General features: G+C 66.6%; 18 protein-coding genes. 8 read left to right on the top strand and 10 right to left on the bottom strand.

The genetic code is table 11. The annotated features are described in order from the left end of the window. Positions 1-79 precede the first annotated feature (79 nt). Positions 80-490, bottom strand: coding sequence for a heavy metal-responsive transcriptional regulator (locus JLDANKMP_RS09445; RefSeq protein ID WP_212560953.1), 411 nt, complete (start codon positions 488-490; stop codon positions 80-82). A 187-nt stretch (positions 491-677) separates the two neighbouring features. Between JLDANKMP_RS09445 and JLDANKMP_RS09450 the strand changes: the two genes are divergently transcribed. The 8 genes from JLDANKMP_RS09450 (at position 678) to JLDANKMP_RS09485 (ending at position 10732) form a co-directional block, all read left to right on the top strand. Further along, positions 678-1745 (top strand): helix-turn-helix domain-containing protein, encoded by a 1068-nt coding sequence (locus JLDANKMP_RS09450; protein WP_212560954.1) that lies wholly within the window; start codon positions 678-680, stop codon positions 1743-1745. A gap of 80 nt (positions 1746-1825) precedes the next feature. Continuing rightward, the gene (locus JLDANKMP_RS09455; RefSeq protein ID WP_212560955.1) at positions 1826-2629 is read left to right on the top strand and encodes a TlpA disulfide reductase family protein; all 804 of its coding nucleotides are present in this window, start codon (positions 1826-1828) and stop codon (positions 2627-2629) included. 30 nt (positions 2630-2659) lie between these two features. Then, positions 2660-3502, top strand: coding sequence for a thiol:disulfide interchange protein DsbG (dsbG, locus tag JLDANKMP_RS09460; protein ID WP_005410070.1), 843 nt, complete (start codon positions 2660-2662; stop codon positions 3500-3502). A gap of 512 nt (positions 3503-4014) precedes the next feature. Then, positions 4015-5448 carry a DcaP family trimeric outer membrane transporter gene (locus JLDANKMP_RS09465; protein ID WP_212560956.1) on the top strand — a complete coding sequence of 478 codons (1434 nt, stop codon included), beginning with the start codon at positions 4015-4017 and terminating at the stop codon, positions 5446-5448. 76 nt (positions 5449-5524) lie between these two features. Then, on the top strand, positions 5525-6877 hold the full coding sequence (gene adiC / locus JLDANKMP_RS09470; protein WP_005410068.1) for an arginine/agmatine antiporter: 1353 nt from the start codon (positions 5525-5527) through the stop codon (positions 6875-6877). Positions 6878-6897: 20 nt separating this feature from the next. Continuing rightward, entirely contained in the window at positions 6898-9186 is a 2289-nt protein-coding gene (locus JLDANKMP_RS09475) for an Orn/Lys/Arg decarboxylase N-terminal domain-containing protein (RefSeq protein WP_212560957.1), read from the top strand. Between the two features lie 28 nt (positions 9187-9214). Beyond that, positions 9215-10117 (top strand): cation diffusion facilitator family transporter, encoded by a 903-nt coding sequence (locus JLDANKMP_RS09480; RefSeq protein WP_212560958.1) that lies wholly within the window; start codon positions 9215-9217, stop codon positions 10115-10117. Between the two features lie 180 nt (positions 10118-10297). Then, the gene (locus JLDANKMP_RS09485) at positions 10298-10732 is read left to right on the top strand and encodes a Rid family hydrolase (protein WP_212560959.1); all 435 of its coding nucleotides are present in this window, start codon (positions 10298-10300) and stop codon (positions 10730-10732) included. Here the strand turns inward: JLDANKMP_RS09485 and JLDANKMP_RS09490 are convergent. From JLDANKMP_RS09490 to JLDANKMP_RS09530, 9 genes are all read right to left on the bottom strand, one after another. Then, entirely contained in the window at positions 10729-11442 is a 714-nt protein-coding gene (locus JLDANKMP_RS09490; protein WP_212560960.1) for an energy transducer TonB, read from the bottom strand. The genes JLDANKMP_RS09485 and JLDANKMP_RS09490 overlap by 4 nt on opposite strands. Further along, complete coding sequence (locus tag JLDANKMP_RS09495; RefSeq protein ID WP_212560961.1) at positions 11435-12235, bottom strand: ChaN family lipoprotein; 801 nt, start codon at positions 12233-12235, stop codon at positions 11435-11437. Before JLDANKMP_RS09495 ends, JLDANKMP_RS09490 begins: the two co-directional genes overlap by 8 nt. Continuing rightward, positions 12222-14693 carry a TonB-dependent receptor gene (locus JLDANKMP_RS09500; protein ID WP_212560962.1) on the bottom strand — a complete coding sequence of 824 codons (2472 nt, stop codon included), beginning with the start codon at positions 14691-14693 and terminating at the stop codon, positions 12222-12224. The genes JLDANKMP_RS09495 and JLDANKMP_RS09500 overlap by 14 nt, the downstream gene beginning before the upstream one ends. Positions 14694-14757: 64 nt before the next feature. Next, on the bottom strand, positions 14758-15684 hold the full coding sequence (locus tag JLDANKMP_RS09505) for a FecR domain-containing protein (RefSeq protein ID WP_212560963.1): 927 nt from the start codon (positions 15682-15684) through the stop codon (positions 14758-14760). Then, entirely contained in the window at positions 15681-16190 is a 510-nt protein-coding gene (locus JLDANKMP_RS09510) for an RNA polymerase sigma factor (RefSeq protein ID WP_212560964.1), read from the bottom strand. Before JLDANKMP_RS09510 ends, JLDANKMP_RS09505 begins: the two co-directional genes overlap by 4 nt. A 124-nt stretch (positions 16191-16314) precedes the next feature. Next, positions 16315-16821, bottom strand: a complete 507-nt coding sequence (locus JLDANKMP_RS09515; RefSeq protein WP_032967211.1) for a hypothetical protein — start codon at positions 16819-16821, stop codon at positions 16315-16317. 94 nt (positions 16822-16915) lie between these two features. Further along, positions 16916-17140 (bottom strand): hypothetical protein, encoded by a 225-nt coding sequence (locus tag JLDANKMP_RS09520; RefSeq protein WP_005410058.1) that lies wholly within the window; start codon positions 17138-17140, stop codon positions 16916-16918. Then, entirely contained in the window at positions 17137-17838 is a 702-nt protein-coding gene (locus JLDANKMP_RS09525) for a glutamine amidotransferase (protein ID WP_005410057.1), read from the bottom strand. The genes JLDANKMP_RS09520 and JLDANKMP_RS09525 overlap by 4 nt, the downstream gene beginning before the upstream one ends. Then, positions 17835-18608: a YggS family pyridoxal phosphate-dependent enzyme gene (locus JLDANKMP_RS09530; RefSeq protein WP_212560965.1), complete on the bottom strand. Its 774-nt coding sequence runs from the start codon at positions 18606-18608 to the stop codon at positions 17835-17837. Before JLDANKMP_RS09530 ends, JLDANKMP_RS09525 begins: the two co-directional genes overlap by 4 nt. Positions 18609-18615: the final 7 nt, after the last annotated feature.

Genomic DNA, 18615 nt, shown 5'->3' on the forward strand with positions numbered 1-18615 from the left:
GGAGCGAAATAATAGCCTTGCCCCAGGGGGTTGGCAAGCATTTGTTGCACTTTTCTTCACGCGTGTTGCGATGCCGATGTCAGTCGCCTGCTGCCGTGGCGTCGTCGGTCAGAGCGGCCAGGATCGGGCACTGGTCCAGCGCGCCATGGCCGGGGCAGGCGTCGACCAGCTGCGACAGCGCGATGTGCATGCGCTGCAGTTCGGCCATCCGTTGTGCGATGTCCTGCAGGCGGGCCTGCGCGGTGTCACGCACGCTGCCCATGTCCTGCTGGTGGTGATCACTGAGCGCGAGCAGTTCTCCGATTTCCTCCAGGCTGAAGCCCAGTGCCTTGGCGCGGCGGATGAAGCGCAGCCGGCGCAGATCCGGCTCGCCGAAGATGCGGTAACCCCCGGCCGAGCGCGCCGCCGTCGGCAGCAGCTGCTGCCGTTCGTAATAGCGGACCGTATCGATCGGCACGCCCGCCTGACGGGCCAGTTGTCCAATGTTCATGGCAGCGTTCCTGCGGATCCTGCCGGCCATTGTGAAGCCTGGAGTCTGGTCGAGAGTCAAGGCTTCAGCTCGGTGCGCGCATTCAGCCCACTTTGCAACTTTCTTCATAGCCCCGCAGATGGGCCTGTTCCTACCCTTCGCCTGAACCGGCCGTTCGATGGCCTGCAACGAACCGAGGAGGTGGTCTGTGGAGGGAGTCAGGAACGAAGCATTCGTAGAGGTTGCGGTGGTCGAATATCCGGGGGGGGACCCCTCCGCCGCCTCTGTGCTGGCCGAAATGGCCCACGTCGCCAACCGCCTGGCCCAACAGCAGCGCCGACCCTTCAAGCGTGTGCTTGTCACCCGCTGGATCGTTCCCGCCAGCCAGACCGGTGTACACCGCATCGCGGGTGCTGAAATGCTCGACGCCGCCATTCCCGCGGTGATCGCGGTTCCCGGCCAGATCAGCCCCGGAGCCTGTCTGCGCGCCGAAGAGGTCCTGCTGGACTGGTTGCGGGCCCATTATGACGGGGGCAGCCTGCTGGCTGCTGCCAGCGACGGGGTCGGTGTACTGGCCCGTGCGGGACTGCTGGCCGGAAGAACGGTCAGCGGCCCCGATCTGGGGCGACATCCAGGGTTGCAGGCGCAGGCGGTGAGCTGGGTGCCCAGTGAGCGGACGCTGGTCGACGATGGTGATCTGCTGACGGTTGGCGGATCGCAGGCCTGGCGTTTCCTCGGGCTGCGTTTGCTGTACCGGCTGCACGGGCAGGGCGTGGCGAGCGCGGTCGCGCAACAGCTCGGGATCGTCGTGCCCGCAGGAATCCAGCAGGATCTTGAGCGTTTCAGTGCCAACTTCGCCCACGGTGACCGCGATGTACTGAAGGCCCAGCGCTGGCTGCATACCACTGCGGCACGAGGAGCCACTCTGGCCGCAATCTGCGAGGTTTCCGGATTGGAACCGCGCACCCTGCAGCGGCGCTTCCTCCGGGCGACCGGTCTGCGGCCGATCGAATACTGCCAACGGCTGCGCATTGCCAAGGCGCAGACCCTGCTGCAGCAGGGTGCAGGCATCGAGGAGGTGGCCTGGGGGGTGGGCTACGCTGATCAGAGCGCGTTCCGGCGACTGTTCCTCCGCATCGTGGGCATGACACCGGCCAACTATCGCCGCCACGTCAACTGCAAGCGGCGGGAGCGACCGTTGATGCCGTCGGTGGCCGGAAGTCTGCGCGGCCTGCAGGCGTCCCCCGGAATGCAGTTGGGGCGGAGTGCGGCCTGACCATGGGTGGCGGGCGAGCGCTTGCAACCTGGGCGTGACGCTTTGACCATGCAGGCAGTGGAATTTGAACAGGTGGGCTGATGTCGAGTGTTGGACCGGTACCGATGCCGGTGGTGTTGATCCTGATGTGCACGTTGCTGGCCATGATCGTTGCCCGTCTTTGGCCGCGCAGGGCAGTGGGAATGCCGCTGCCGTCGGCAGCAGGCATGGTGCTGGACATGCTGCTGATCGGCTTGCTGTGTGGTCGTTTCAGTTTTGTTGTGCTGAATTTCGCGCTCTATCGTTCGGAGCCCTGGAGCATTCTGCAGGTCACCGATGGTGGCTATCACCTGATGGTGGTGCTGGTGGCCGGGCTGTCGTGGGGATTATGGCGTCTGCGGCCGTGGCGTCAGTTGCGTGCACCGGTGCTGACGAGCGCACTGGTAGGCGTGTTGTTCTGGGTCGCCGGTGGCCAGTTGCTGTCGGCATGGCAGGAGCGGCAGATGCCGTTGCCGGCGCTGCAGGTGGCGGACCTTCAAGGCGATCGTATCGATCTGCAGCAGTTCCGCGGCAAGCCGCTGGTGCTGAATCTGTGGGCCACATGGTGCGGGCCCTGCCGCCGTGAGATGCCGGTGCTGGCGACGGCACAACTGGCACATGATGACGTGCAGTTCGTATTCCTCAACCAGGGCGAAACCCTGGATGAGGTCCAGGGTTTCCTGGCCGGCGAACGACTGATGCTGGGCAACGTGCTGCTGGATGATGACGCTGCTGCTTCCACCGTGCTCGGCGTTCAGGCATATCCTTCCACGCTCTTTTTCGACGCCGATGGGCGCCTGCGTGAACTGCACCTGGGCGAACTGACTGCGGCCGGCCTTGAACACAAACTGCGCCGGCTGCGGTAGCCTGCGCGGGCATCTCACTACGGAGTTCCCATGTTGTCGATTTCCCTGCGCACCGCCCCGGCGGTGCTCCTGCTGCCGGTCATGCTGGCATTGGCCGCCTGCAGCCAGGCACAGACGCCGCCGGGCAAGGCCGCCACGGCATCGGCGACGACTGCTCCGGCATCTGCCGCCAAGGGCGACCGTCCAGCCGTGCTGAAGGGCATCGAGAAGCACGGCTTCGAGGTCGTTGCCGAGTTCGATGCGCCGGACGGCCTGCGCGGTTTTGCTGGCGTGGTGGGAGGGCAGCAGCCTGCAGCGGCCTATGTCACGGCCGATGGCAAGCACGTACTGGTGGGCAGCCTGTTCGATGCCGAAGGTAATGATGTGGCTGCCGAAGCGGTCGAGAAGCTGGTTGCCGCACCGATGTCGGCCAAAATGTGGACTAAGCTTGAAGCCAGCGCCTGGGTACGTGATGGCAAGGCCGACGCGCCCCGCGTGGTCTATACCTTCAGCGATGCCAACTGCCCGTATTGCCACAAGTTCTGGGAGGCGGCCCGTCCGTGGGTCGACGCCGGCAAGGTACAGCTGCGCCACATCATGGTGGGTGTGATCCGCGAGGACAGTCCGGCCAAGGCCGCAGCCATCCTGTCCGCACGTGATCCGAGCGCGGCGCTGCTGGAGAACGAACACCAGTTCGACCGTGGCGGCATCAAAGCGCTGCCGAACATCAGCCGCGAGATCGCCGGCAAGCTCGACGCCAACCAGGTGTTGATGCTGGAAATGGGGTTCCAGGGCACCCCGGGCATCCTGTTCCAGGATGCACAGGGCCAGGTGCAGCGCCGGGCCGGATTGCCGCAGGGCGACGACCTGCAGACGGTGCTTGGTCCGCGCTGATCCACGCCTGCATGATGATGTAGACCACAGGCCCGCATGGTGACATGCGGGCCTGTTGCGTTCCTGCCCCAGGCGAACACAACCGCTTGCGCATTGTCTGTTCGTCGTCACGTCTGAATCGTGACTGAGATCAAGCATCGTGCCTTGATTCCAATCAAGGCCAAAAGCGACAAACGGACTAGCCTTTGACGCATGGAATACAGCGTCAATGCGCGATGGATGCCGCGCTCGCCACGCCCTGATCAGGGTCGGCCGGCACAGCCATTCACGACACTCTCACTCTGTGCTTGTTACCCAGACCGCTGCGGTCGCCACCTCTCTGGCAGCGCGGCCTTGATGGAGTCGACATGGGTGCAGGCGGGGCAGTGTCATCGTCCTGTTGCCTGCCGTGCGCAGGCTGGCCGATGTCGTCGACGCAGTACCCGCATTTCCAGCAACGGCAACGCGAAGCCAGGGCGGCGCATGCATGCGCTCCGGAACCGTGATGCGAGTGTTCGTCAGGGGAGGATGCAATGCGTTTGGCCGTACTGAGTCTGGCATGCCTGGGGGCACTGGCGATCACGCCGGCGTACGCTCAACAGGGTGATGCAGAGGATGCGCAGGCATTGCGGCGCGAGATGGCCGCCATGCGCCAGGCGCTGGAAGGCATGCAGCAACGGCTGGACCGGCTTGAGCAGCGCGATGCTGCGCCTGCGCAGGCAACAGCCGCGCCTGCAATGGCGCCGATGGCCTCTGCCGCCCCTTCCGACGTGATCCATCGCACCCAGGTGCCGGGTGTGGCGCAGCCGGTACTGCCGCAGCGCGATTCGGTCGCTGATCCGTCCACTGCGGCATCGCGACCGGACAGTGCGGCGGGCCCGACCGACCCGGATCTGAAGGGGTTCTTTGCCATACCCGGCACTGATACGGTGATCCGCATCGGCGGTTACGCCAAGCTGGATGCCATCGCCGATTCGCGCGCGGCCGGCGACGAGGATCAGTTCATTCCCTCGTCGATGCCGGTGGGCGGCAGCCACCGCGATGTCTCCAACTTCAACATCCACGCCAAGCAGACCCGCTTCAGCTTCGAGGCGCGGCGTCCAACCACGCACGGCAACCTGCGCTTCTATCTGGAGAACGACTTCTTCGGCAGCAGCGATGGCTACGAGTTCCGCCTGCGGCATGCTTATGGACAGCTCGGCAATACCTATGCCGGCTATGGCTACTCCAGCTTCATGGACCCGGACAGCCTGCCCGACACGCTGGACTTCGCCGGGCCGGGCGGCGCCGGCTATCTGCTGGTGGCCGGCATCCACCACAGCTTCACGATGGGCAAGGGCAACACGCTGACCGTGGCGGCCGAAGACCCGAAGACTGAACTTGCCGGTGCCAGTGATGAGCGGGCTGCGGTGAACCGTCTGCCGGACGTAACCGTGACCGCGCGCATGGAGCGCGACTGGGGCCACCTGCAGGTGGCCGCGGTGGCGCGCAGCCTGGCCTATGACGGCGATGGCGAGCGCGACCGGCGAATGGCCGGCGGCCTGCAGCTGAGTGGCTCGGCCTCGGTGGGCGAGCGCGACCTGCTGCTGTTCGGTGCGCTGGGAGGACGCGGCCTCAGCCGCTATACCGCCGACCTGACCGGCTCCGGGCTGGACGCGGTGGTCGGTGCCGATGGCCGCCTCGACGCGTTGGACCTGCACGGCGGCTTCGTCGGCTATACCCACTACTGGTCCGAGTTGTGGCGATCGAACCTGATCTTCGGCCAGCTGACCCTGGAGCGGAACGCCGCACTGGCGGCCGATGCCTTCCGGCAGAGCCGGTACGGCGTATTCAACCTGATCTGGAGCCCCGCGCCGTCCTGGACGATGGGCATGGAGCTGTTGTACGGCCGCCTGGAACAGCAGGGCGGCGCACGCGGCGACACGGTCCGGGTGCAGGGCAGCCTGCAATACAACTTCATCAAATAGGCGCCAGCGGTCGTACGCCAGCGCAACCGTCCCCACGCCCGGTGCTGCCGGGCTCATGCCAGTACCGGAGATCGTCATGGCAGAAGCAAAGAAAATCGGGGTGGTCGGAGCCACCTTCCTCGTCGCCGGCAACATGATGGGCTCAGGCGTGTTCCTGCTGCCATCGAGCCTGGCCAAGATTGGTACCGCCTCGATCTGGGGCTGGTTGATCACCACCGCCGGTGCGCTGTTGCTGGCCTTCGTGTTCGCCAAGCTGGGCAAGCTGGCACCCAAGGCGGGCGGCCCGTACGCCTATGCGCGCGACTGGTTCGGGCCCTACATGGGCTTCCAGACCAACACCATCTACTGGTTCGCCAACTGGATCGGCAACGTCGCCATTCCGATCGCGGCAGTGGGCTATTTCAGCTACTTCTTCCCGATCCTGTCCGAGCCGCTGGTGCGCTGCATCGCGGTGCTGATCCTGGTGTGGGCGCTGAGTTTCGCCAACGTGATCGGTCCGGCGTTCGTCAGCCGGGTGCAGACCGTCACCACCAGTTTTGCGCTGGTGCCGATCCTGGGCATCGCCATCTTCGGCTGGTTCTTCTTCGATGCCGACATTTTCAAGGGCGCCTACAACGTGTCCGGCGAATCGAACTTCGGCGCGATCTCCAGCGCCGCGGCGCTGACGCTGTGGGCCTTCATTGGCGTCGAGTCGGCCTCGGTCACCGCTGGTGTGGTCGAGAACCCGGAAAAGAACGTGGCCCGTGCCACCCTGGCCGGCGTGTTCCTGGCTGCCATCGCCTATATCGCCAGCTCCTCGGTGATCATGGGCATGGTGCCCAATGGCGAACTGCAGACTTCCGATGCGCCGTTCGCACTGGCTGCGGCCAAGGCCGTCGGTGGCTGGGGTGGTGCGCTGGTCAGCCTGTGTGCCTTCATCGGTGCCGCCGGTTCGCTGGGCGGCTGGATCCTGCTGACCGCGCAGAGCGCCAAGGCGGCCTCCGATGACGGCCTGTTCCCGAGCATCTTCAGCAAGACCAACAAGGACGACGTGCCGGTCAAGGGTGTGCTGATCGTGGCCGTGCTGATGACCCTGGCGGTGCTGGTCACTTCCACCTCGGAAACCGCGTCGGCACAGTTCGACGTGATCACATCGGCGGCGGTGGTGCTGACCCTGCTGCCCTACATCTACTCGTGCGTGGCCTGCTACTTCGTGGTCGAGCGCTCGCACACCCTGGTCCACACCGGTGCGTTCTGGACCCTGACCAGCCTGACCGTCGTTTACTGCCTGTGGGCGATCTACGGCTCGTCGGGAACCATCGTGCAGTACGCGTTCCTGTTCGTGCTGTTCATCACCGTGTTCTATCCCTTCTTCAGCGAGGAGCGCCGCCAGCAGCGGCAGCGCGCCCGCGAGGCCTCGGCGATCAGCGCCGGCGCCCAGCGTTCCTGAGTTAGACAAGGAGAATCAACGTGTACTTCAAGTCCCTGGACTACCCGGTCATTGTCATCGACAACGACTACGAGTCGCCGCGCATCGGCGGCATCCTGATCCGCGCCCTGGTGGAAGAGCTGCGCAGCAACGACCAGCGCGTGCTGTGCGGCCTGAACCTGGATGATGCCCGTGCCGGTGCCCGCACCTACGTGGCAGCGTCGGCGGTGCTGATCTCGATCGATGGCAGCGAAGAGGTGGATGGCGAGTTCCAGCGCCTGACCGCCTTCCTGCGCGAGCAGAGCGCGCGCCGCGCCAACCTGCCGGTGTTCCTGTACGGCGAGCGCCGCACCATCGAGAAGGTGCCGAGCAAGCTGCTCAAGTACATTCACGGCTTCATCTTCCTGTTCGAAGACACCAAGAGCTTCATCTCGCGACAGGTGATGCGCGCGGCCGAAGACTACATGAAGAACCTGCTGCCGCCGTTCTTCAAGGCGCTGATCCATCACGCGGCCGAGTCGAACTATTCCTGGCATACGCCTGGCCATGCGGGCGGCGTGGCGTTCACCAAATCGCCGGTCGGCCGCGCGTTCCATCAGTTCTATGGCGAGAACACGCTGCGCAGCGATCTGTCGATCTCGGTGCCGGAGCTGGGTTCGCTGCTTGACCACACCGGGCCGATCAAGGACGCCGAGAACGAGGCGGCACGCAACTTCGGTGCCGACCATACCTTCTTCGTCACCAACGGCACCTCCACCGCCAACAAGATCGTCTGGCACGGCACAGTGGCCCGCGGCGACGTGGTATTCGTCGACCGCAACTGCCACAAGTCGCTGCTGCACGCGCTGATCATGACCGGCGCGGTGCCGGTGTACTTCACCCCCAGCCGCAACGCGCATGGCATCATCGGCCCGATCAGCCTGGACCAGTTCACGCCCGAGTCGCTGCAGCAGCGTATCGCCGCCAACCCGCTGGCCAGCAAGGCCTACAAGACCGGCTCCAAGCCGCGCATCGCAGTGGTGACCAATTCCACCTACGATGGCCTGTGCTACAACGCCGAGAAGATCGCCGACGAGATCGGCAGCGCGGTGGACTTCCTGCATTTCGACGAAGCCTGGTATGCCTACGCTGCGTTCCATCCGTTCTACGAGAACCACTACGGCATGGCCAAGGGCAAGCCGCGCGAGCAGGATGCGATCATCTTCACCACGCATTCCACGCACAAGCTGCTGGCCGCGTTCTCGCAGGCCTCGATGATCCACGTGCGCAACTCGGCGCAGCGCAACCTGGATGCCGAGCGCTTCAACGAGTCGTTCATGATGCACACCTCGACCAGCCCGCATTACGGGGTGATCGCGGCCTGTGATGTGGCCTCGAAGATGATGGAAGGCGATGCCGGCCGTTCGCTGGTACAGGAAATGCACGACGAGGCGATCGCCTTCCGCCGCGCGATGCTGCACGTCCGCGATGATCTCGGCCGCGACGACTGGTGGTTCAGCGTGTGGCAGCCGACCCAGGTCGAGCGCAGTCTGGACAAGGGCGATACGCCGGCACCGATGGTGGCCAAGCGCGAGGAGTGGTACCTGCAGCCGGATGCGCACTGGCACGGCTTCGAGAACCTGGTGGATGACTATGTTCTGATCGACCCGATCAAGGTGACCCTGCTGACCCCGGGCCTGGCGATGGACGGCAGCATGGGCAAGCTGGGCATTCCGGCGGCGGTGCTGAGCAAGTTCCTGTGGGGCCGCGGCATCACCGTGGAGAAGACCAACCTGTACTCGGTGCTGTTCCTGTTCTCGATGGGCATCACCAAGGGCAAGTGGAGCACCCTGGTCACTGAACTGATGGCGTTCAAGGAACTGTACGACCGCAACGCGCCGCTCAGCCAGGCACTGCCGACGCTGGCCGCCGACTATCCGAATGCCTACGCCGGTTGGGGCCTGCGTGACCTGTGCGACGCGCTGCATGCGTTCAACCAGGAGTTCGCGGTGGCCAAGGTGATGCGCGAGATGTACGTGGATCTGCCAACCCCGGTGATGACCCCGGCCGATGCCTACAACCACCTGGTGAAGGGCGAGATCGAGCGGGTCGACATCGAGCAGGTCAGTGGTCGCATCGCCGCGACCATGCTGGTGCCGTACCCGCCGGGCATTCCGACCATCATGCCGGGCGAGCGCTTTGGCGACAGCGATGAGCCGATCATCCAGTCGCTGCGCATCGCCCGTGAGCAGAATGCCCGCTTCCCGGGCTTCGAGTCGGACGTGCACGGGCTCATCATCGAGAACGACGGCGATGTGACCTCGTACAAGGTGGAGGTACTGAAGGCCTGACCGGCGACGGTCGGCCCTTCGGCGAACGATGGATACCGCGCGCGAGCAACGCATCCTGAAGTTCTCGATCGGGGTCACCATCGCGGTCAGCGTGGTCGGCTTCAGCGGTGGCCTGCTGGTGGGATCGCAGGCCATCCTGTTCGACGGTGTGTACAGCCTGGTCGACGTTGCCCTGACCCTGGTGTCGTTGTCGGTGCTGCGGCTGGTGGCGCGGGAACAGAGCCCGCGCTTCCAGTACGGCTACTGGCACCTGGAGCCGATGGTCGAGGCGCTGGGCGGTGTGATCCTGTCGCTGGCCTGCGTGTATGCGCTGGCCAACGCGGTGATTGGTTTGACCACGGGCGGACACGAGGTGAGATTCGGGCCCGCGCTGTGGTGGGCGGCGCTGCTGAGTGCCAGCAACCTGGCGATGGCGGCGTTCGTCGCCCAGCGGGCGCGGCGCCTGCGCTCGGCGCTGTTGTGGCTGGATGTACGGGGCTGGCTGCTGGGTGGCTTGATGAGCCTGGCGGTAGTGCTGGCCTTCGTACTGGCCCTGGTCGTGCATGGCGGTGAGTGGCACCACTGGGTGCCGTACCTGGATTCGATCGTGCTGGCATTGATCAGCCTGGCGGTACTGCCGGTACCGGCGCGCAGTGCGTGGAAGGCCATGCGCGAAGTACTGCAGGTGGCGCCGGATGATCTGGACCGGCGCGTGCAGCGGGTCATGCAGGCATTCGTGGCCGAGCGTGGCTATGCCGGTTTCACCAGCCACGTGGCGAAGATGGGGCGGATGCGCTTCATCGAGATCCATGTGCTGGCTGATCCGGCTACGCCCTTGGGCTCGGTGGGCGAGGTCGATGCGATGCGTGACGAGATCGCGGTCAGGCTGGATGCTCGGGGCAGCACGTTCTGGCTGACCATCGATTTCACCGCAGACCCGGCGTGGACGTGACCACGCTTCTGTAGAGTCGAGATTGCCCGACTGCTTTTCGTCAGCGGAAGTCGAGCAGGCCCGATTCCACGGGATCGCGTGATCGTTGCGCGTGGCAGACCGGTCTGTTGCACCGGATCCGTTTGACCTCAACCGGGGTTGAGGTCACAGACTGCCGGCAACCCCCACGAAGCGCGCGGCATGAACCTGCTGACCACACCGGACTTCAGCCATGGCCTGCTGGAGCTGTTCAATCCACCGGGCCTTTACGATCCTTTGGCCAACGGCTACTCACACGTGGCGGTGGTGCGCCTGCCGGCACGGGTGATCCACGTGGCCGGGCAGGGCGGTGAAGATGCGCAGGGCCGTCTCTCGCCCAGCTTCGAAGACCAGGTCGGGCAGGCGCTGGACAACCTGCAGACCGCGCTGCGCTCGGCGCAGGCAAGCCTGGTTGATGTGGCGCGGTTGCGCATCCTGGTGGTCGGCCACGATGAGGATCGGCTGGGCATCATTGCCCACCAGGTACGGCGGCGCTGGCCGAACCGTGCGGCGCCCACCTGCATGCTGATCCCGGTGCCGCGACTGGCGCTGGACGGCATGCTGTTCGAGATCGAGGCGGAGGCCTACGCCGCCTAGCGCAGGTAGTACTCCACCGGCACCACCAGTTCCTGTGGTGCCTTCAGTTCATCGGGAATGGGCGGTAGCGGCTGCGCGCGACGGAAGGTCTGCAGCGCAGCGTCATCGAGCATCGGCTGACCACTGGACTGTTCCAGCCGCAGAGCCAGCAGGCGGCCTTCGCGGTCGATGCTGGCCCTGACCCAAGCAGTGCCCTGCTGCCGGCGCGAGCGTGCGGCGGCTGGGTAATAGCGGTAACGCTCCAGCCGCGCCATCAGGTGGGCTTCCCACTGGTCGCTGGCGGCGCCGGCCTGGAAGTCCGCCGGTGGCGCGTCTGGAGCGGGCGGAGCGGCCGTGATCGATGCCGGTGCGGGACTGGCATCGGTCGCGGCCGCCGGCGGGGCGACCGGCAGCGGCGTTCGACCCGTCCCGCCCGTTTCGCTGGCGGCCAACTCGCCCTCGCGCGCGGCGGTGGGTTTCGGTGGCGGCGGCGACTTTGCCGGTTGCGATGCGCGCGCCTGCTGCGCCTGGCTGGGGGTGTCGGCCTGGCGCTCCTCTACGGGCTGTGGCGGCGTGGCCGGCGCCAGCAGGCGCAGGCTGATGCGCACGTCCCGCTCCGGCGGCGGCAGCATCGGCGGCGCTGCCACCCAGTGCACCAACAGCAGCAGGGGCAGCAGGTGCAGGACGGCGGTGATCGCGATCGCCTGCCAGTGTTGGCCGCGCTCACGCATCGTCCAGCACCCACAGCAGATCGGCATCCGCCGCATCCACGGTTTCACCCGGCGAAGCCAATGCGATCACCAGCGCAGGCGTAGCCGGTGACAGGTAGCCCGGTACCCCGGTACCGCGCAGTACATGCCAGCGCCCCGCTACCAGCAGCGCCGGCGCGGGCGCATCGAGCAGCACCTGTGCCATGCGTGTGTCGCGGGCCTGTTGCACGGCCAGCATCCCTTCCAGCATCGGTGCTGCGTCTGCGTGCTGGGCCAGCACCACCGCCGACAGGCGCTGGCGGGCAGCGGCCACCGGGAACCGCACGCCCTCGGTGGACGCGAGCAGCGCGTTGACCTCGGCGCGCGACAGGTTGCCGCCGAACAGCGGCGTGCCTGCATCGGCAGCATCCTGTACCAGCCCGCCATACGCGGCCCACGGCCAACGCGTATCCCAGTCCAGCAGTTCCTGCAGGCGTGCACCTTCGGCCTGGTTGCCCTTGGCCAGCCAGCGCTGCACCCGCTGCAGGCGTGGCTGGCGCTCGCTGGCGATCATTTCCAGCACCAGCGAACCCTGCGGGCGCCGCCGCTGCAGCGCCTGCAGCAGCCAGCGCTGGGCGGCGTGGTCTCCGGCGAGGTCATGGCGCTCACCCAGCAGCAGCCTCCGGGCGTCCGCCGCACGCGCCACGAACGCGGCTTCGTCCAGGTGCTGGCCGTTGGCCAGGTCGATCACTGAGCCAGGCATCGACTGCGCGCTGGCCACGGTCGCCAGCGCGAGCAGGCATACGGGCAGCCAGCGACGGCTAGAACGCCACATTGACGCCCATCGAGACGGTACGGCCACGGCCGTTGCCGCGGTCCAGGATCGGGCTGAAGATGCTGTCGATCGAGGCATTGTTGTCATAGGCCTTGTTCTGCAGGTTTTCGATGTTCAGCCACAGCGTCGTGTTGGCCTGGGGCTTGAAGCTGGCGTAGAAGTCGAGCAGCACGCCGGTGCCGCCGGTCTTGCGGGTCTGGAAGAAGTCGTAGCCTTCCTCGGTCGGCCCGGAGTACTCGGCGCGCAGGCCGGCCTGCACGCGCTGCTGCCACCAGCGGCCGCCCACGTCCAGCGTCCAGTAGCGGTCGGGCAGGGCGGTGATGTCTTCCAGGTTGACGAACTCGATGGCCGGCGCACTGGTGTGTGAGCGGGTCCAGCTCAGCGTGGCGTGGTAGTGCTCGCTGGCGTAATGCGCTTCCAGTTCGATACCGCGCATGCGCACCACGCCGGGGTGGTTCATCCAGCGCGTGGTGGTGCTGAAGGCGTCCACGTCCAGCGCATCGGTCCAGGCATTGAGCTGCGGATCGCTGTCGATCGGCACCACGAACGGTTCCACTTCCGGCGGATGCACGATCAGCAGGTACTGCGGCTTGATGTAGTCGCGGATGCGGTTGTCGAAGCGGGTGATCCGCAGCTGTGCCAGGTCACCGTCGACCAGCAGCGAGTCGGTGCTGAGGTTGGCACCGAACTGCAGGTTGCGCGAGCGCTCGCGGCGCAGGAACGGGTTGGCGCCCACGCCATCGGCATCGCTCATGCCTTCCAGCGGGATCTTCTCGAAGAACATCTCCTGCACCCGCGGCGGGCGGGAAGTACGCGAGGCTTCTGCGAACAGTTGCAGCCAGTCGGTGGCCTGCCACGATACCGCCAGGCTGGGGCTGAGGGCGCGCTGGGTACGGCGCACGTCGATGCCGCCGCCATTGATCTCCGCGCACTGGCCGGGCACATCCGAGCACACCGGGATGTGGCCACGGATGCCGAAGCGGTCCTGGCGCAGGCCGGCGGTCAGCGCGTAGATGTCGTACTGCAGCTCCAGCGTGCTGAACACGCTGTCCAGCTGGCTGCGACCTTGCGGGTTGGCACCGCGCAGGACGGGGGTGTCGGCCACATAGATGTCCGACTGGTGCTTGATGCCGGTGTTCCAGCGCGCCTGCAGTGCCCCGATGTCGAAGCGGCTGGTGTTGTCCACGGTCCAGCTGCTCAGGCTGCTGTGGGTGCGGCGACCGATGTAGCTGGAATCCTCCACTGGCGGATAGAACAGCCGGGTCTTGTTGCCGGCGAAGGTTGCACGCAGGTCGATCCACGGCGAATAGGGCGTGTAGTGGTAGCTGGCGCGCTGGTTGCGCGCGGAAATCTGCCACGGATAGTTGTGGTAGAAGTCGTTTTCGTAACGCATGTGGCTCAGGTCCAGCCGGTGCTGGTCGCTGGGCTGCAGGCGTGCTTTCAACAGCCAGCTGCTGGGCTGCTGGCTGCCTGGGTCGGCGTTGTTCTTCTGCCCACGCGCGGTCGCGTATTCGCTGCTGCGGCTGCTGCTGGCAGCGGCCAGCAGGCCGAACTGGCGGTCGCCACCCTCTTCACTGTGGCGCCAGGCACCGGCGAAGGTACGGCCGCTGCCGTAGCCGTTGTTGCCGTGGCGATAGCCTGCACGCAGGCCCCAGTCACGGCCCTCACCGAGCAGATCGTCGATATCCAGCGTGCGGAAGTTGGCACTGCCGGCCAGCGTACCCGCACCATCACCACCGGCGACCGCACCGCGTTGCACGTCCACGCCGGCCAGCAGGAAAGGATCGACATAGGCGAACGGACCACCCGAGCCATGCCCGGCATTGTTGCGGAAGGTCTGGGTGACACCGTCGATCATGGTATTGACCCGGCCAGCACCGGTCATGCCGCGGATGTTGACCTGCAGGCCCGGCTGGCTGCGCGAATGGAAGCTGTGGGTGCCAGGCATCGAGCGCAGCAGGCTGTTGCCTTCCTGGCGTTCGGCCATCGCCACGCGCTCGCTGCCGACCGAAGGCGCAAAGCCATCGCGGGTGGCTGGTACATACTGGCTGGCACCTGCACCGGGGGAATGGCCGTGCGCGGTATTGCCCTGCACCCGCAAGGGCCCGGTGCGGCGGCTGCCATCGCCGCGCTCGGCCGGCGCCGGCTCCAGAGTGGCGCGGCGCGCATCGATGAAGCGCGGGCGCAGGCCGCTGCCCGCCAGCAGGCGCGTCAGGGCCTGCGCATCGTCGAAGTCACCGCGAAGGGCGGGCGCGGCATGGCCAGCGGGAAGCGCCGCGCCGATCACCAGATCGACACCGGTCAGCCGGCTGTAGGCGTCCAGCGCGGCCGCCAGTGGCTGGGCGCGCAGATCGTAGCTTCGAGTGGCGGCCTGCGCGTGGGCGCTGTCTGGCAGCAGTGGAACGGTGCTGGCGCAGGCCAGCGACAGGGCGAGGACAAGGGGGCGGGGGCACAGCATCGGGAGCTCCAGGGGCTGACGCAGAGCGTCGTCATCCTGGGTAGACGCGGTGATGGGCCCAATGTCAGGGTGCATCGCGCTGCTCCTCGCGCGGCGGCAACCACACCTGCATGCCCGCGCCGATACGCAGTACACGCACATGCAGCTGCGCGGCGAGCTGGTCGCGGTTGCTGGCGGCACCATCTGCATTGCCCAGTAGGGTGACCGGCCGTTGGCGAAGCCGTGCACCGACGATCCAGGTATGTCCGCCATGCCAACGGTCCAGCCCCTGGGTGACGTCGGCAAGCGGCGCCGAAACCCAATGCAGGCGCCGTTCGCGCCAGGCCAGGGTGCTGTCGTCTGCCGGATGTGCTGCAGCAGTCGCTTGTCCGTTGAAGCGTATCTGCTGCCCCTCACTGGCCTGCACGCTGGCGGTACCGCTTTCTACACGGACGCTGTGCTCGGTGACCGTGACCACGCTGTTGTCGCCCTGCACGGCCAGATCAAACGCGGTTCCCAGCGCAGTGACCGTGCCCTGTGGAGTGTGTACCTGGAATGGCCGGTCGGCATCGGCGGCGACCTTGAACCAGGCTTGCCCCTGCTGCAGCTGCAACTGGCGGCGCTGTGCATCGACGCGCACATGCACTTCGCTGCCCGGTGACAGCAGGACGTGCGAACCGTCTGGCAGGGCTTCATCACGGATCTCGCCTGCAGCAGTGCGCAGTACCTGCGCAGCGGGTGGCGAGGCGGTGCGGCTGTACAGGCCGAGCGCGCACAGCAGCAGTACCGCAATGCCGGCTTCGCGCAGGCGACGGCGTTGCCTGCGCTGCTGTTGCCGCTGCAGGCTGGGCAGCGTCGCGCCTGCCTGCCACAGGTGCTGCAGATACTGGTACTGCGCGGCATGTCGGGGGTCGGCCTGGTACCATTGGTCGAACGCGTTCTCGTCGCGGTCACCGTCGTGCCCGTCCAGCCACCAGCGTGCGGCTTCGCGCGCGATCGCGTCCTGGCTCATGCGCCGGGCACCTGCTGCAGGGCGACGAGGGCGCGCAGCAGATGGCCGTGCGCGGTCTGCCGGCTGATGCCGAGCTGGCGCCCGATCTCAGCCAGCGCCAATTGTTCAACCCGCGCCAGCAGGAACACCTGGCGCGAGCGCGGTGGCAGCGCGGCGATGATCGCGTCGAGGTGGCGCAGCTGTTCGGCGTCGAGCAGTCGCTGCTCGGGCAGTGGTGCAGGATCGGCGATGGCCTGCAGCTGCGTGTCATCCAGTACCTCTTCGCGACGGCGCTGGCGCTGCCGGTAGAGATCCGCGATCAGGTTGTGGGCGACGCGGTACAGATAGGCGCGGCCGTTGCTCAGCAGGCCGCTGGCGGCGACTTTGACGACACGCAGCCAGGTTTCCTGGACGACGTCATCGGCGTCGCTGCGTTGCGGGAGTTTGCGGCGGACATGGGCGTGCAGCGGCCGGTAATGGGCCGCGCACAGCTGCGCGACATCCGTCGGTTCGACAGGCGTGGACACGGGGCGGGCGACAACTGGGAAAGGGAACAGCCCGCGGCGGCAAGGGCAGCGGCTGCACCTTACAGCAAAAGAGAATCATTTGCATCAATGGCGCGAGGCACGGCACGCATGGGCCACCGCGGCGTCAGCGCGGACGATAGTCGCAGTGGATCTGCAGGGCTTCGGTGGCGTTGTGATGCAGCTCGAAGCCGCACTGCTGCAGGCTGCGCTTCACCTGCGCGACGGCTTCGGAATGACGGGCAACGCGACGATCCTGCCAGCGCAGTGGGGTGAACACGCCCAGAGGCAGCAGCCGCAGCCGCTTGCCGTGCAGTACCAGTGAGACATCGACATGACGGCCATCGATGTCGTGGCCGTTGGCACCGAAGATGGCATCGATCTCATCGCGGCGTTGCGGGTAGCAGGTGCGGAATGCTGCGATACCGAGCCGTCGTACCGCGCGGCGGAAGCCACCGAGACGGCTGTGGCCGGGTTCGAAGCCACGGGTGAGCAGCAGGCGCAACCCGGCAGGCAGCATCGCCTGCGCGTCGAGCAGACGTTGCAGTACCTCTTCTTCCAGTTGGATGCGGGTGGAGGGCCAGCGCGGGGCGATGAGCAGTCCGTGGTGGTTGCCGCGATGCAGGGTCAACATGCGTGAAGCTTCGCACGCGGGCGAACAGCCGCGGTAGTGCCGGCCGCTGGCCGGCAGATCCGGATGCCGGCCAGCAGCCGGCACTACCATCGGATCAGATGTCGCGGTACTGGATCTGCGAAGCCAGTACCCGCAGGCCATCGGCATTGCTGGACAGGATGCGCTCTTCGCCGACACCTTTCTGCCGTTTCAGCTGGAAGCCCTGATCGGCAGGCAGCTGTGCGGCAATGGCGTCCATGCGTTGCAGGGCATCGGGGCCGCTGCAATCGAAGTGGCCCCAGTGGGCGCCATCGCGGTGGATCTGCAATCGGTAGTTCATTGCGGTGTCTCCGGCAGGTCCTGCAGCCAATGGTCGAACATCGCGGTGGCGGCCGCTGCCAGCGGTGCGCCATAGCGACGCGCCTGTGCGCGCAGGTCGTTGGGATCGATGCCTGCCTGGGCCAGCTCCAGCGTGTGGCCGATCAGCCAGCGCTCGAACTGGCGGGCGTCCAGTTCCGGATGGCATTGCAGGGCCAGTGCGTGGCTGCCGATGGCGAAGGCCTGATGACGGCAGGCCGGCGTACTGGCCAGGCGGCGTGCACCGGCCGGAAGTTCGAACGCCTCACCATGCCAATGCAGTACCGGAATGCCCTGCAGGGACTGCAGCGGAGAACGCTGGCCTTCATCGGTCAGCAGCAGTGGCGCAAAGCCGATTTCCTTGCCACCACTGGGAGCGACACTGGCACCGAGTGCGCGCGCCATCAGCTGTGCACCCAGGCAGATGCCCAGGGTCGGCCGCTGCCGCTGCAGCCGGCGCTGCAGCAGGGCAATGCTGTCGTTGACGAAGGGGTAGGTCCCTGTGTCATTGGCACTGATGGGACCGCCCAGCACGACCAGCAGGTCGGCGGTTTCGGCGTCATCGAGCGCATCGACCCCGGCCTGCAGCAGCTGCAGCTGCCAGCCTTGCGCCAACAGCAGTGGCTGCAGGGTGCCGAGGTCTTCAAAGCCAACGTGCTGCAGGACAACCGCGTGCTTCATGCCGGGGCTCCGCTGTTCGGCCAGTAGAAGCTGTCCGGGGTGGCGCGGGCGCCGAAAATGGCCTGGCCGACGCGGACCACGGTGGCACCTTCCTCGATGGCCACTTCGAAATCACCGGACATGCCCATCGACAGCTGCGACAGGTCCAGGCCGGGCGGGGCGGTGCGTTGCAGCTGGTCGCGCAGTTCGCGCAGGCGCACGAAGCAGGCGCGCACGCGCTCGACGTCGGGGGTGAAGATGGCCAGGGTCATCAGGCCGCGCACGCGCAGGCGATCGAAGGCTGGCAGCTGTTGCACGAAGGCCTCGACCGCGTCGGGTTCCAGTCCGTACTTGCTGGGTTCGGCCGAGGTGTTGACCTGCACGAACACATCCAGGGTGCGCTCTTCCAGTTGCAGGCGCTGCTGCAGGGCCTCGGCTACGCGCAGGCTGTCCAGCGCCTGGAACTCGCTGGCAAAGCGCGCCACGTAGCGCGCCTTGTTGGTCTGCAGATGGCCGATCACCGACCAGTGCACGCCCAGGTCGGCCATCGCTTCGGCCTTGCGTTGTGCCTCCTGCACCTTGTTCTCGCCAAGTTCGTGGCAGCCTGCGGCCACCGCCATGCGGATGCGGGCTTCATCGACGGTCTTGCTGACCGGCAGCAGGCGCACGCTGGCCGGGTCGCGGCCGACGCGGGCGCAGGCACCGGCGATGCGTTGGCGCACCGTGACCAGGTTGGCGGCGATCTGTTCAACGGACTGGGCGACGGGCCAGTCGGCGGCGGCAAGGGGCATGCGGGCA

Origin of the sequence: Stenotrophomonas sp. PE591, assembly GCF_018320795.1 — a bacterium.
In the GTDB taxonomy this organism is placed as follows: Bacteria; Pseudomonadota; Gammaproteobacteria; order Xanthomonadales; family Xanthomonadaceae; genus Stenotrophomonas; species Stenotrophomonas maltophilia.

Coding starts and splice junctions, on each gene's coding strand:
- JLDANKMP_RS09455 (WP_212560955.1), top strand. CDS start 1,826: ATGTCGAGTGTTGGACCGGTACCGATGCCGGTGGTGTTGATCCTGATG.
- JLDANKMP_RS09525 (WP_005410057.1), bottom strand. CDS start 17,838: ATGAAGCACGCGGTTGTCCTGCAGCACGTTGGCTTTGAAGACCTCGGC.
- dsbG (WP_005410070.1), top strand. CDS start 2,660: ATGTTGTCGATTTCCCTGCGCACCGCCCCGGCGGTGCTCCTGCTGCCG.
- JLDANKMP_RS09495 (WP_212560961.1), bottom strand. CDS start 12,235: ATGTGGCGTTCTAGCCGTCGCTGGCTGCCCGTATGCCTGCTCGCGCTG.
- JLDANKMP_RS09480 (WP_212560958.1), top strand. CDS start 9,215: ATGGATACCGCGCGCGAGCAACGCATCCTGAAGTTCTCGATCGGGGTC.
- JLDANKMP_RS09520 (WP_005410058.1), bottom strand. CDS start 17,140: ATGAACTACCGATTGCAGATCCACCGCGATGGCGCCCACTGGGGCCAC.
- JLDANKMP_RS09485 (WP_212560959.1), top strand. CDS start 10,298: ATGAACCTGCTGACCACACCGGACTTCAGCCATGGCCTGCTGGAGCTG.
- JLDANKMP_RS09515 (WP_032967211.1), bottom strand. CDS start 16,821: ATGTTGACCCTGCATCGCGGCAACCACCACGGACTGCTCATCGCCCCG.
- JLDANKMP_RS09505 (WP_212560963.1), bottom strand. CDS start 15,684: ATGAGCCAGGACGCGATCGCGCGCGAAGCCGCACGCTGGTGGCTGGAC.
- JLDANKMP_RS09490 (WP_212560960.1), bottom strand. CDS start 11,442: ATGCGTGAGCGCGGCCAACACTGGCAGGCGATCGCGATCACCGCCGTC.
- JLDANKMP_RS09465 (WP_212560956.1), top strand. CDS start 4,015: ATGCGTTTGGCCGTACTGAGTCTGGCATGCCTGGGGGCACTGGCGATC.
- JLDANKMP_RS09530 (WP_212560965.1), bottom strand. CDS start 18,608: ATGCCCCTTGCCGCCGCCGACTGGCCCGTCGCCCAGTCCGTTGAACAG.
- JLDANKMP_RS09445 (WP_212560953.1), bottom strand. CDS start 490: ATGAACATTGGACAACTGGCCCGTCAGGCGGGCGTGCCGATCGATACG.
- adiC (WP_005410068.1), top strand. CDS start 5,525: ATGGCAGAAGCAAAGAAAATCGGGGTGGTCGGAGCCACCTTCCTCGTC.
- JLDANKMP_RS09500 (WP_212560962.1), bottom strand. CDS start 14,693: ATGCTGTGCCCCCGCCCCCTTGTCCTCGCCCTGTCGCTGGCCTGCGCC.